Origin of the sequence: Streptomyces sp. NPDC006711 (assembly GCF_042869775.1) — a bacterium.
In the GTDB taxonomy this organism is placed as follows: Bacteria; Actinomycetota; Actinomycetes; order Streptomycetales; family Streptomycetaceae; genus Streptomyces.
This window is the reverse complement of the sequence record NZ_JBIAGO010000001.1, coordinates 473,132-484,984: the sequence shown is the minus strand read 5'-3', so window position 1 is coordinate 484,984 and position 11,853 is coordinate 473,132. Positions and strand designations below refer to the sequence as shown.

Genomic DNA, 11,853 nt, shown 5'->3' with positions numbered 1-11,853 from the left:
GGGCGCGCCCTCAATTCCCGCTCGTGGAGGGGTTCTTGAGCCCGATGGTGGCGTAGTCGATCTGGCCGCCGAACGAGGTCTGGCCGTAGGCGCCCGCGATGTTCTTGCCGACCACGAGCGGCCAGCGCCGCACCAGGACCGGAATGGCGGGCGCCTTGGCGAGGATGTCGCCGTCGAGCCGCTGCCAGGCCTGGTCGGCGGCCTTGGCGTCGGTCATCGCCGCTATCTCGTCCATCCGCTTCATGGTCGCCTCGTCGCGGAAGATCGAGTGGTTGCCGGAGTTGCCCTTGTCCTTGATGTAGCGCCCGTCGAAGACGAACGGCAGGAACGTGGAGCCGGAGGGGTAGTCGGGACACCAGCCCGAGTACACGAGGTCGGTGCGGTTCTTGACGTCGCCGATGGTGGCGTAGAACGCGGAGGGGTCGACGGTCTCGATGGTGACCTTGATGCCGGCCTTGGCCAGCGACTCCTGGATCGCCTCCGCGCGGCCCTTGTCACCGGTGGATACGGTCATCTTCGTCTCGAACCCGCCCGGCTTGCCCGCCTCCTTCAGGAGCTGCTTGGCCTTGGCGATGTCACCGGTGGCCGGGATCTTGAGGGTGTCCGGCTGCTTGCCGCCGAAGAGGGTGGCCGGCATGTAGGCGGTCGAGGGGTCGTTGAAGGCGGGCCCGCCCGACGAGGTGAGCACCGCGTCCTTGTCGAGCGCGTACATCATGGCCTGGCGCACCCTGACGTCGGTGAAGGGGGCGCGCCCGGTGTGCATCTGCACCATGTCCGTGCAGTTGGTGGACTCCGCGAGCAGCCGCGAGCGCACCTCGGCGACGGGCAGCACCTTCGGCGCGCTCTCGGGGCGCAGCGCCCCCCAGGACACGGCGGAGGCGTCGGCGCCCTGGCTGGCGATCATCCGGTCGTCGATCTGGGTCGCCTTGAGGCCCATCGTCACGACGACACGGTCGGGATAGGCCTTGCGGACCGGGTCGGTGTTCGGGTCCCAGTGGGTGTTGCGGACCAGGACCAGCTGTTTGTCGCGCTGGTAGGACTCCACTTTGTACGGGCCGGACGAGAAGGGTCTGTTGTCGTACTTGGGCCCGGTGTCCCGCGCCTTGGGCACGGGGGCGAAGGTGGGCATGACGGTGGCGTTGGGGAACTCCGCGAAGGGCTTGCGCAGTTCGAAGACGATGGTGTGGTCGTCGGGGGTCTGAATCGAGTCGAGGTGCTTGCCCTGCCCGGGGCCCTGGTAGCCCTCGGCGCCGGTGAGGTAGCGCGCCGCGTAGTCGGCGCCGCCGGGCAGGTCGGGCGAGAAGGAGCGCTCCACGTTGTACTTGATGTCCTGCGCGGTGACCGGGGTGCCGTCCTCGTAGGTGACGCCCTGCTTGAGGTGGAAGGTCCAGGTGCGGGCGCCGTTGGAGGACGTGCCGAGGTCGGTGGCGAGGTCCGGCACGAGTTCGCTGCCGCCGGTTCCGGGGGCGGCCTTGTAGGTCACCAGGGTGCGGTAGAGCAGCCGGATGCCGAAGTCCATGTCGTTCATGACCCAGTTGCGGGCCGGGTCGAGATGGGTGAAGTCCTGGTTGGACAGGACGGTGAGGGTGCCGCCCTTGACCGGGGTGCCGCCGACGGTCTTGCCCACGTTGGCAAGAGCGGGATTCGTACCGCCCGGCCCGCCCCCGCTCGCGTGCTTCTCCCCCGAACACCCGACCGCGCCGAGAGTCAGGGCCGCCACCACGGCGGCGGCGAGGGCGGTGCGGATGCGCTTGTTCATCTGTGGTCACTCCGTACGGTGCGGTCAGCCCTGGGCGGCTGGAATGTGACCCGTAACATAGTAATGTGAAATTGCACTGACAAGGTGTCGGGAACCTTTTTATCCACGCTTGGCCCTGCGGGGCGGTGGGGTGGGGGTGCGCGGGGCGACTTCGGCGCCCACGGAGCCCGCCGTGTTCGCGCCGGGGTGCCGGGGCCCTGGCGGGCGGCTGGGGGTGCCGGGAGCGGGGGGCCGACCTCGGTCCGTGGATCAACGAGCGGCTGACCGGACCGCACGTGCGGTTCTCTGCGCGCGGGGCCCCGGGTCCTGTGGTCCACTCCTCGCGCGGGGCGCGCAAGTGCCCGGCCCCAGGCGCGTTCTGGGGCCGGGTGGTCCGGGTGGTGGTTTGGACAGGGGGCCCGGTCGGCCGACCTCATCGGTGTCCGAGCCCTCTCTGCCCCCGCGCGGCCACCGGTGACGAGCGCCCGCGCGGGCTTCTGGAGGGGTTACTCGTAGCGCTCCCAGACATGGCCGCCCCGATGCCGCATGGGCAGCCAGCACGAGACGTCCGCCGAGGGGCCGGTCCGCTCGCAGGCGGGCAGGCGGCGCAGTTCCATGCCGGCCTCACCACCCCACACCAGCCACAGCTCGTCCGGCGCGTCCCCGGTCGGTGCCAGGTGGCGCAGGAGGGCCACGTGCTCGCCGTAGGGGTGCGGGTCCAGCTCGCAGGCGACGTACGCCGGAACGTCACCGTCCTCGCCCCCCGGGTAGGACAGCGCCCTGCGCCGCTCGTCCTCCGGCAGGCTCACCCATTGCGAGCACTCCACTGGGGCGCCCCTTTCGGATCGGGTCGGGTCAGATGGGTTCGGGGCGGGTCGGGTTGGGGCGGGTCGAGGTCGAGGTCAGGATCGGTGCGGGTGCGGGTGCGGGTGCGGGTGCGGGTGCGCGGCGATCGTCGCGTTCGCCGCGTCCAGGGCGTCCTGGTCGCCGCGCTCGCGCGCCTCGGCCCGCCGCTCCCCCCACTCGCGCCACACGGCGCAACCGTGGCGCTCCGAGGGTTCCCGTCGCGGCAGGAACGGCTGCACCGCCCACATCAGCGCGTCACCACCGGAGTGCCGTAGAGGCGCGCGACCCGGAGCTCGGTGTCGGTCGGCGGCCGCAGACGGTGCGGGGCGACGGCCCACTGCCGCCCACCACCGGGCGGCCGCAGGAACACGGACCCCTCGTACTCCGCCACGACCTGGCCGACCCGGCCGGTGTCCATATCAACTACGTAGCGCATCGCGCTGTTCATGCCATTCATGCCATGTCTCTTCGGGGTTGGCTGGGCCACCGCGGCGTGCGGCAGCAGTGGCACGTGATCACTCACCGTGTGGCCTCCGATACACACGGTGTGTCCGTCGGCCCAGGCTGCATGCAAGTGGAACGCCACAAAATGAAAACTTGCATATTCGGCCCAGCCCTGGGGTCGGGTGATCCTGTGGAATGCTGGGCGCGGCAAGTGGAGACTGGTCCTCAACTCCGGTGGGTGTGACGCCACATGGGTGCACCGACAGTGCGACGACGTCGCCTCGGCGCCGAGTTGCGCCGCCTGCGCGAAGCCGCCGGACTGAAATTGGACGACGTCCAGGAGCGCACCTCCATCAGCGCGGTAAGGCATCGCGGGTGGAGACGGCGCGCACGGGCGTCAAGCCGAGCGACCTGGATATCCTGCTGGCGCTGTATGGCGTGGCCGAGGATGACACGGAGAAACGCGGGGTTCTGCACGCGTTGGCACGGGACGGCGCACGGCGCGGATGGTGGCAGACCTATGCCGACACGATCTCGCCGGCGTACGCCGATCTGATCGGCCTGGAAGCGCAGGCCAAGAGCGTCCGCACGTGGCAGACCACGCTGATTCCAGGCTTGCTTCAGACTGCGGCGTACGCCCGCGCGACCATCGACGCCATCAACATGACGACGCCGCCGGACCGCGTGAACGCGCTCGTGGAGGTCCGCACCGCGCGGCAGTCGATCCTCACCCGCCCCGACCCGCCGGAGCTCTGGGCCATCATCCACGAGGTGGCCCTACGTCCCCAGTTGGGCGACACCCACGTCATGCGGGAGCAGCTGCAACGCCTCCTGGACGTCACCACGCTTCCGCACGTCTCCGTGCAGGTGCTCCCCCTCACCGCGTCCCCGCACCCGGGGATGTCGGGCCCGTTCACCCTCCTCGGGTTTCCGGAGTCAGCAGATCTGGACATCGCGCACGTAGAGGACCTGACAAACGCCCTCTACGTCGAAGACCCTGTCGAAGTGGCAATCTACGGAGCCGCGTTCGAGCGCCTGCGCGCGGCGGCCCTGCCGTTCGACAAAACGACCGACCTCATCGCTCAACTGAAGGACTCACCATGACCACCATTCCGAACTCCGCCCAGACCGGCCTCACCTGGACCAAGTCGTCGTACAGCAGCGACGGCGGAAACTGCCTCGAAGTCGCCCACGGCGTCACCGGCGCCATGCCCGTGCGGGACTCGAAGGTCCCCGCCGGTCCGGCGCTGGTGATCCCGGACAGCATCTGGGGTGTCTTCCTGGACGCCGTGAAGCACCGCGCCATCTGAGTACGGACGTATGACGGAGCCGCCACCCCTACATTTGGGGCGGCGGCTCTGTGGTGCGCGGACGGTGGCAGGCAGAGTGCGGCCCGGGTCGAGAACGATGAAGTCGTACGGGGACTGGATGGTGCACGCCTCCATGGGGAGAATCTGGATGCGGACGTTCCCCAGGGTGGCGAGCCGGGCGATCGCGTGACCTCCCAGCCCAGGGCCGCCCCGGCACTCCCGCCGGAGCACACCCCAGCGCTTATGCAACGACTAGCCCAGGAGGTTGAGCAATGACGCCTCATCACACCGTCCCCGCCCTCACCGCGTACGCCCTGGCCCCCGAGAAGGCCTGGACCAAGTCGTCGTACAGCAACGACGGCTCCGGCAACTGCGTCGAAATCGCGGAACTCACTGCCACCATCGCCGTGCGCGACTCCAAGCAGCCCGCAGGCCTCGCCTTCCAGATCTCTCCCACGGCGTTCAGCGCGTTCCTTGCCTTCGCAAAGAACGCCACCGTTTGAACCTTCACCCCGAGAGGCTGAACCGTGATGCCCAGCACCGCGTACGAACTGGCCCCTGAAAGCGCCTGGCGCAAGTCCTCGTACAGCAACGACGGCTCCGGCAACTGCGTCGAGGTCGCCCACGGCGTCACCGGCGCGATGCCCGTGCGGGACTCGAAGTTCCCCGCCAGTCCGGCGCTGGTGATCCCGGACAGCGTCTGGGGTGTCTTCCTGGACGCCGTGAAGCACCGCGCCATCTGAGTACGGACGTACGTCGGAGCCGTCGCCCCACGGATGGGGTGGCGGCTCCCTCGCGCTGGGCGGCCCCGTGACCCCCTTGGCAGGACCAGTGCCATGTGAAATATTACTGACGTGTCCATGAGATCCATGAGAAGCACCGCGGACGTCGCGGACGTCATCGTGGTCGGCGCAGGGGTCGTGGGAGCCGCCTGCGCCTACTACGCGGCCCGCGCCGGTCTGCGGGTCACCGTGCTCGACCGGGGCCCGGTGGCCGGCGGGACCACGGGGGCGGGGGAGGGCAACCTCCTGGTCTCCGACAAGGAGCCCGGCCCCGAGCTCGAACTCGCCCTGCTCTCCACCCAGTTGTGGCAGGAGCTTGCCGAGCTGCTGCCGCCGCGCATCGAGTACGAGCCCAAAGGCGGTCTCGTCGTCGCCCGTGACGAGGCGGGGATGAGCGCGCTGCGGGAGTTCGCGGCGGCCCAGACGAAGGCGGGCGTCACCACGCACGAGGTCGCGGGCGACCGGCTGCACGACCTGGAGCCGCACCTGGCGCCGGGTCTCGCGGGAGGCTTCCACTATCCCCAGGACGCCCAGGTCATGCCCGCCCTCGCCGCCGCCCATCTGCTGCGCGCCTCGGGCGCCGAGGTCCGGCTCGGCCAGGAGGTCACCGGACTGCTCACCGGCCCCGACGGCGCGGTACGCGGTGTACGGACCGCCACCGGGGTGCTGCACGCGCCCCACGTGGTGAACGCGGCCGGCACCTGGGGCGGTGAACTGGCCCGCCTCGCCGGGGTGTTCCTGCCCGTGCTGCCCCGGCGCGGATTCGTCCTGGTCACCGAACCGCTCCCGCGCGTGGTGCGGCACAAGGTGTATGCGGCGGACTACGTGTCCGACGTGGCCAGCGGCTCGGCCGCGCTCCAGACCTCACCCGTGGTCGAGGGCACCCCGGCGGGCCCCGTCCTGATCGGGGCGAGCCGCGAACGGGTCGGCTTCGACCGCACCCTGTCCGTCGGCGCGGTCAGCCGCCTCGCGGCGGGGGCGAGCGCGCTGTTCCCTGTGCTGGCCGAGGTCCGCGTCCTGCGTACGTACGCGGGCTTTCGCCCGTATCTGCCCGACCACCTGCCGGCGATCGGGGCGGACGCGCGGGTGCCGGGGTTGTTGCACGCGTGCGGGCACGAGGGCGCGGGGATCGGGCTCGCTCCCGCGACGGGGCGGCTGATCGCCGCGTGCCTGGTGGGCGAGCAACTACCGCTGGACGGCGCGGCGTTCGACCCGGGCCGGTTCGAGCGGGCGGCGGTTTGAATGGCGGCGAGCCGAGTTCTGTCCGGAGGGAGGAGACCCATGGTGGCGCGTAGCCCCGGGGAACTGGCCGGGGCGCGACCCGGCCCGGCGTTCGAGATCACGGTCGACGGGCGCCCGGTGCCCGCGCTGCCCGGGCAGTCCGTCGCGGCGGCGCTGTGGGCGGCCGGCATCCTGGCCTGGCGCACCACGCGGGTCGGCGGCCGGCCCCGGGGCGCGTTCTGCGGCATAGGGCAGTGCTACGACTGCCTCGCGACGGTCAATGGCGTACCGAACCGGCGGGCGTGCCTGGTGCCCGTGGCGGACGGCGATGAGATCACGACGCAGGAGGGGGAGGGGCGTGCGGGGTTTGCCGTCTGAGACGGGGGATTCGGGGGGTGCGGGTGGTGCCGGCTCCGGTGCGGGTGGCGCGGGTGGTGCGGGCGGTGCGGGCGGTGCGAGTGTGACGGGCGCGGGTGCGGGTGCGGGTGCGAGTGCGAGTGCGGCGAATGGCGCGGGCGCGATCGGCGCGGGCCCGAATGGTGCGAGCGCGGGGCCCGGCGAAGTGGGCGCACGGCTCCCCGCGCCGGTGGACGAGGCGTGGGATCTCGTCGTGGTGGGGGGCGGGCCCGCCGGGGTCGCCGGGGCCGTCGTAGGGGCCGAGTTGGGGCTCCGGGTGGCCCTGGTGGATCTCTCCGAGCAGATCGGCGGGCAGTTCTACCGGCAGCCCGCCGCCGCGCTCGGCGCCCGGCGGCCACAGGCGCTGCACCACGACTGGCGCACCTTCGCCGAACTGCGCGAGCGCCTGACGGCGAGCGGCGTCGCACACCTCGCCCGGCACCACGTCTGGGCGGTGGAGCGCCACGACGACACCCGGTGGACCGTGCACGCCACCACCGGACCCGACGGCGACGGAGCGCTTCCCGTACGCGTACGCGCGCGAGCCGTCCTGCTCGCGACCGGCGCGTACGAGCGCCAACTCCCGTTCCCGGGCTGGACGTTGCCGGGTGTCGTCGGCGCGGGCGGCGCGCAGGCCATGCTCAAGGCCGGGCTCGTACTGCCAGGAAAGCGCGTGGTCGTCGCGGGAAGCGGCCCGCTGCTCCTGGCCGTCGCCTCCTCGCTGGCCACGGCCGGCGCCGAGGTGCCGGCCGTGATCGAGGCGTCCGGATACCTGCGGTACGCCCGCAGCCCGCGCGCGCTCGCCGTCAATCCGCACAAACTCACCGAGGCCGCGGTGCACGGCACGGCGCTGCTGCGGCACCGGGTGGCGCTGCGCACCCGCAGCGCGGTGACGGCGGTGCACGGGGACGGGCGCGTCGAGGCGGTCACCGTCAGCCGGCTCGACCGCGCGTGGCGGCCCGTGCCCGGCACGGAACGCGAGATCCGCTGTGACGCGCTGGCCGTCGGCCACGGCCTGGTCCCCGCGATCGATCTGGCCACCACCCTCGGCTGCGCCACCCGGCCCACCCCCGACGGCTCCCGCGCCCTCGTCCTGGACCGGCGCCAGGAGACGTCCGTACGCGGACTGTGGGCGGCGGGCGAGCCCGGCGGCGTGGGCGGGGCGCAACTTGCTTGCGTGGAGGGCGAGTTGGCGGCGATGGCGATAGCGGCCCGACTGGGCAGGAACCCCGGGCCCGGCGGGCGCGTACGGCAGTTGCGGAGCCGCCGCACCCGGCTGCGTGCCTTCGCCGAGGCGATGGCGGCCGCGCACGCGCCCGGCCCGGGCTGGCCCGGCTGGCTCACCGACGACACCGAGGTGTGCCGCTGCGAGGAGGTGCCGGCGGGCCGGATCCGCGAGGCCGTCGAGGAGTACGGCGCCCGGGACGCCCGTACGGTCAAGCTGCTCACCCGGGCCGGCATGGGCTGGTGCCAGGGCCGCACGTGCGGGGCGGCCGTGGCCTGCCTCGCGGGCGGCGGCGAACCCCCGCTGGAACGCCGCCCGTTGGCCGCACCCGTCCCACTCGGCACGCTGGCCGGCCTCGCCCCGCCGAAGGATCCGGACGATCAGGACGCGCAGACGCCGGTGAAGGAGGGCTGAGCCGCCGGGGTCGGTCGCCCGGACCAGAAAAGCAACGTGACATTGTACTCTGGTTCTCCGCTCGGTACGGAGGAACAGCATGGGACACCTGAAGCAGAGCAAGGTCATCACCACCACCGAGCGACTGCGCGACCAGGTCGCCCACGCCCTGCGCGCCGCGCTGATCTCCGGCGAACTGCGCCCCGGCCAGGTCTACTCGGCGCCCGGCCTCGCCGAGGACTTCGGCATCTCCGCGACCCCCGTACGCGAAGCCATGCTCGACCTCGCGCGGGAGGGCCTGGTGGAGCCGGTCCGCAACAAGGGGTTCCGGGTCACCGAGGTCAACGAGCGCGACCTCGACCAGTACACCGAGATCCGGGCACTGATCGAGGTCCCCATGATCGGGCGGATCACCCGCAGCGCGGACCGCGCCGACCTGGAGGCGCTGCGCCCCGTGGCCGAGGAGATCGTGCGCGCCGCCCGCGACCACGACCTCATCGGCTACCTGGAGGCGGACCGCCGCTTCCACCTCTCGCTGCTCGCGCTCTCCGGCAACGAGCGCCTGGTGGAAACCGTCGGCGAACTGCGCAAACGTTCCCGCCTGTACGGTCTGACCGCCCTGGACCAGCGGGACGAGCTGATCCCCTCCGCCGAGGAGCACATCGAACTGCTCGACCTCATGCTGGCCGGCGAGGCCCGGGCCGCCGAGAAGTGCATGACCCGCCACCTGGGCCACGTCCGCTCCCTATGGGCAAGAAGCGAAGCCGCCGACCCCAAGCCCCCCAGAAGGCTCGGCGCGGGCCGCTGACCGCTTGGGGCCCGGTCTATTTCCCGGGCCGGCCGAGCTGGTGGACGGTCCAGCCCGCCGCACGCCAGCCGGCAGCGTCCAGGGTCGTACGGCAGTCGACGAGCACGGGAGTACGGGGACGGTTCACCAGGGCGTGGGGGTCGGCGTCGCGGTACTCGGGCCATTCGGTGGCCAGGACGACGAGGTCGGCGCCGTCCAGGGCGCCCGACAGGTCGTCGCTGTAGTCGAGTTCGGGGTTGCGGATCATCGCGGTGGGCACGGCCTGCGGATCGTGCACGGTGACACTGGCACCGGCCTGCTGAAGGGCGTGGGCCAGGGCGAGGGCCGGGGATTCGCGGACGTCGTTGGTGCCGGGCTTGAACGCCGCGCCCCACACGGTGACCTGGGCGCCCTTGATGGGGCGGTCGCCCAGGGCGTGGGTGATGAGGTCGAGGGCGACGTCCGTGCGCTGCTCGTTGATCACCTCGGCGGCGCGCAGAAGGGCCGCGGCTTGGTCGGCGCCCAGGTGTCGGGCGGAGGCGGTGAAGGCGCGCACGTCCTTGGGCAGACAGCCGCCGCCGTAGCCGATGCCCGGCCGCATGCCTCCGGCGCCGATGCGGGGATCGATGCCGAGGATGTCCACGATCTGGGAGATGTCGGCACCGGCCGCGTCACACATGTCCGCGACCGCGTTGATGTACGAGATCTTCAGGCCGAGGAAGGTGTTCGCGGCGCCCTTGGCCAGCTCGGCGGTCGCCGGGTCGGTGACGAAGAGCGGTACGCCCGCGTCGATGATCCCGGCGTACACCTTACGGATGGCCTTCTCGCCCTCGGCGGTGGTGAGACCCGCGATCAGGCGGTCCGGGCGCAGGGTGTCCTCGACGGCGTGGCCTTCGCGAAGGAACTCGGGGTTCCACACCACATCCACCTTCTCGCGGGCCGGGGCGAGGCGCTGGGCCAGGTCGGTGATCCGGGCGGTGGTGCCCACGGCGACGGTGGACTTGCCGACGATCGTGCACGGCCGGTCGAGGTGCGGGGCGAGCTGGCGGATCGCGCCGAAGACCTGGGCGGTGTCGTAGGAGCGGCCGTCGGCGTCGATGGGAGTGCCGACGCCGACGAAGTGCAGCTCGGCGAAGTCGGCGGCCTCGCGGACGTCGGTGGTGAACCGCAGTCGACCGCTGTCTGTGTGGGTGGTGAGGAGTTCGGGGAGACCGGCCTCGTAGATGGGGCACTCCCCCGAGTTGAGCCGGTCGACCTTGGCCTGGTCGACGTCGACCCCCAGCACTTCGTGACCGAGTTCGGCCATGGCCGCCGCATGCGGGATGCCGAGGTGCCCACAGCCGATGACTGAAACGCGCATTCCTTGACTCTCACTCTGGGAGGGGCCCGTGTGGGGGCCGGGGAACAAGCCGAGCGGCCGAGGCTAACGCCGTTCCCCGGCCCCGGAGTTCACTCCTCGGCCCCGCCAGGCCCCAGGATTCGCTCCAGGCCACTGATCGCGTCGGCGGCCGTCCGGCGTACGACCACGTCACCGCTCTGCGGCGCCTCCAGCGGATAGGCGAACCAGGAACCGTCCGGACGGGGGAATCCCTCCGGGTCGACGATGAACACCTTGAGCCCGGCCGCGCGGGCCCGCTTGGCCACCCACCGGCGGTCCGCGTGCAGGCCGATCACGACCAGGGCCTTCGCGTCGGGGTGGAAGGTGACGGGCGGGATCCGCTGGTCGTAGCGGCGCATGAACTCCTCTTGGAAACCGGCTCGGGCGCCGAGCGCGTCGAAGTTGCTCGTGATGAACGGGCCGACCATGTGCCCGGCCTCCTCCAGGCGCTTCAGCGCCCGCAGGGCCGGGGTGACGTCGGCGTTGAAGCACGCCCGGTACATGTGCGACAGCTCATCGACCTTGTTCTCGGTGTCGAGGAACATCTCGGTGAGCAGCGGGTCCCGTCCCGGGGCCAGGACGAACGTGAAGCCCTTGCGAAGCTGTTCGTCGTCGATCTCGTTGACGTGGTAGATCTCGTGGAGCCGGTGCAGCGGCGGGATCCCGGCCTCGTACGAGACGCCGCAGCCGACCTCGACCTGGAACGGCAGGAATTCGGCGAGCTGCGCCAGATCGTCGGCGTAGACGGGCTGGCCGGGAGTGTCCTTGACCCGGACGCCGTGGGTCAGGACCTCCCAGGGGCGACGGCGGATCGCGCGGGGCGGGCAGGTGTTGACGGAGGTGAAGGTGGTGTCGATGACCTCGTAGTCGGCCGGGAGACGCCGGCCCGCTCGCAGGTCTTCCGGGTGCTCCTCGACGCGCATCATGTGCACGCGCAGGTCACCGAGCTCGAACCGGCCGGGCCCCGTCTCCTTCCACGCGCCCTCGGTGAGCATGGCGTGGTTCTCCTCCCACGCCGTCTCGATCTCGGCCCGGGGCGCGGCCACCGAGTGGTAGAGGTACAGCTGCTGCATGGCCAGCGACGGCGCGGCGGCGGTGTCCGCGAGGCCGAACTGGTGCCAGTAGTGGACGATGCGGCGCCGGGCGTCCCCTTCGCCAGTCCAGCCGGAGTTGGCGGCGGTGTCCTCCTGCTGGGTGCGCCGCCAGATGCCCTCCTCCACGAAGCGGGGGCGGTCTGCGGTCACCCCGTAGAAGTCGTGCCACTTGCGGAGCTGGTCCTCGTCGAGCTGGTCGATGACTGTGACGGGAAACTGCATGTCGTCTCCTCGAACTC

The 11,853-nt window shown here is 71.6% G+C and carries 14 protein-coding genes; 8 read left to right on the top strand and 6 right to left on the bottom strand.

What is annotated here, in order from left to right; all coding sequences use genetic code 11:
- Nucleotides 1–10 precede the first annotated feature (10 nt).
- From ACFYM2_RS02135 to ACFYM2_RS02120, 4 genes are all read right to left on the bottom strand, one after another.
- Nucleotides 11–1,759, bottom strand: coding sequence for an ABC transporter substrate-binding protein (locus ACFYM2_RS02135; protein ID WP_388832611.1), 1,749 nt, complete (start codon nt 1,757–1,759; stop codon nt 11–13).
- Nucleotides 1,760–2,244: 485 nt separating this feature from the next.
- Complete coding sequence (locus tag ACFYM2_RS02130; protein WP_388832608.1) at nt 2,245–2,547, bottom strand: hypothetical protein; 303 nt, start codon at nt 2,545–2,547, stop codon at nt 2,245–2,247.
- 93 nt (nt 2,548–2,640) lie between these two features.
- Nucleotides 2,641–2,772 carry a hypothetical protein gene (locus ACFYM2_RS02125; protein WP_388832605.1) on the bottom strand — a complete coding sequence of 44 codons (132 nt, stop codon included), beginning with the start codon at nt 2,770–2,772 and terminating at the stop codon, nt 2,641–2,643.
- Nucleotides 2,773–2,831: 59 nt separating this feature from the next.
- On the bottom strand, nt 2,832–3,041 hold the full coding sequence (locus ACFYM2_RS02120) for a hypothetical protein (RefSeq protein WP_388832602.1): 210 nt from the start codon (nt 3,039–3,041) through the stop codon (nt 2,832–2,834).
- A 362-nt stretch (nt 3,042–3,403) separates the two neighbouring features.
- Between ACFYM2_RS02120 and ACFYM2_RS02115 the strand changes: the two genes are divergently transcribed.
- The 8 genes from ACFYM2_RS02115 (at nt 3,404) to ACFYM2_RS02080 (ending at nt 9,163) form a co-directional block, all read left to right on the top strand.
- Nucleotides 3,404–4,132 carry a DUF5753 domain-containing protein gene (locus ACFYM2_RS02115; protein WP_388832599.1) on the top strand — a complete coding sequence of 243 codons (729 nt, stop codon included), beginning with the start codon at nt 3,404–3,406 and terminating at the stop codon, nt 4,130–4,132.
- Entirely contained in the window at nt 4,129–4,338 is a 210-nt protein-coding gene (locus ACFYM2_RS02110) for a DUF397 domain-containing protein (protein ID WP_388832596.1), read from the top strand. Before ACFYM2_RS02115 ends, ACFYM2_RS02110 begins: the two co-directional genes overlap by 4 nt.
- Nucleotides 4,339–4,610: 272 nt before the next feature.
- The gene (locus ACFYM2_RS02105; protein WP_388832593.1) at nt 4,611–4,841 is read left to right on the top strand and encodes a DUF397 domain-containing protein; all 231 of its coding nucleotides are present in this window, start codon (nt 4,611–4,613) and stop codon (nt 4,839–4,841) included.
- A gap of 27 nt (nt 4,842–4,868) precedes the next feature.
- A complete protein-coding gene (locus tag ACFYM2_RS02100; protein ID WP_388832590.1) occupies nt 4,869–5,081 on the top strand; it encodes a DUF397 domain-containing protein in 213 nt (70 codons plus the stop codon).
- A 126-nt stretch (nt 5,082–5,207) separates the two neighbouring features.
- Entirely contained in the window at nt 5,208–6,362 is a 1,155-nt protein-coding gene (locus ACFYM2_RS02095) for an NAD(P)/FAD-dependent oxidoreductase (RefSeq protein WP_388832587.1), read from the top strand.
- Between the two features lie 42 nt (nt 6,363–6,404).
- Nucleotides 6,405–6,719, top strand: a complete 315-nt coding sequence (locus tag ACFYM2_RS02090) for a (2Fe-2S)-binding protein (protein ID WP_359002777.1) — start codon at nt 6,405–6,407, stop codon at nt 6,717–6,719.
- A gap of 184 nt (nt 6,720–6,903) precedes the next feature.
- On the top strand, nt 6,904–8,376 hold the full coding sequence (locus tag ACFYM2_RS02085) for an NAD(P)/FAD-dependent oxidoreductase (protein WP_388832584.1): 1,473 nt from the start codon (nt 6,904–6,906) through the stop codon (nt 8,374–8,376).
- A 79-nt stretch (nt 8,377–8,455) separates the two neighbouring features.
- Nucleotides 8,456–9,163 (top strand): GntR family transcriptional regulator, encoded by a 708-nt coding sequence (locus ACFYM2_RS02080; protein WP_359002739.1) that lies wholly within the window; start codon nt 8,456–8,458, stop codon nt 9,161–9,163.
- Between the two features lie 16 nt (nt 9,164–9,179).
- On the opposite strand, the gene ACFYM2_RS02075 is transcribed toward ACFYM2_RS02080, so the two are convergent.
- Nucleotides 9,180–10,502, bottom strand: a complete 1,323-nt coding sequence (locus ACFYM2_RS02075) for a UDP-glucose dehydrogenase family protein (RefSeq protein ID WP_388458302.1) — start codon at nt 10,500–10,502, stop codon at nt 9,180–9,182.
- 89 nt (nt 10,503–10,591) lie between these two features.
- Nucleotides 10,592–11,836, bottom strand: coding sequence for a hypothetical protein (locus tag ACFYM2_RS02070; RefSeq protein WP_388832582.1), 1,245 nt, complete (start codon nt 11,834–11,836; stop codon nt 10,592–10,594).
- Between the last annotated feature and the right edge of the window lie 17 nt (nt 11,837–11,853).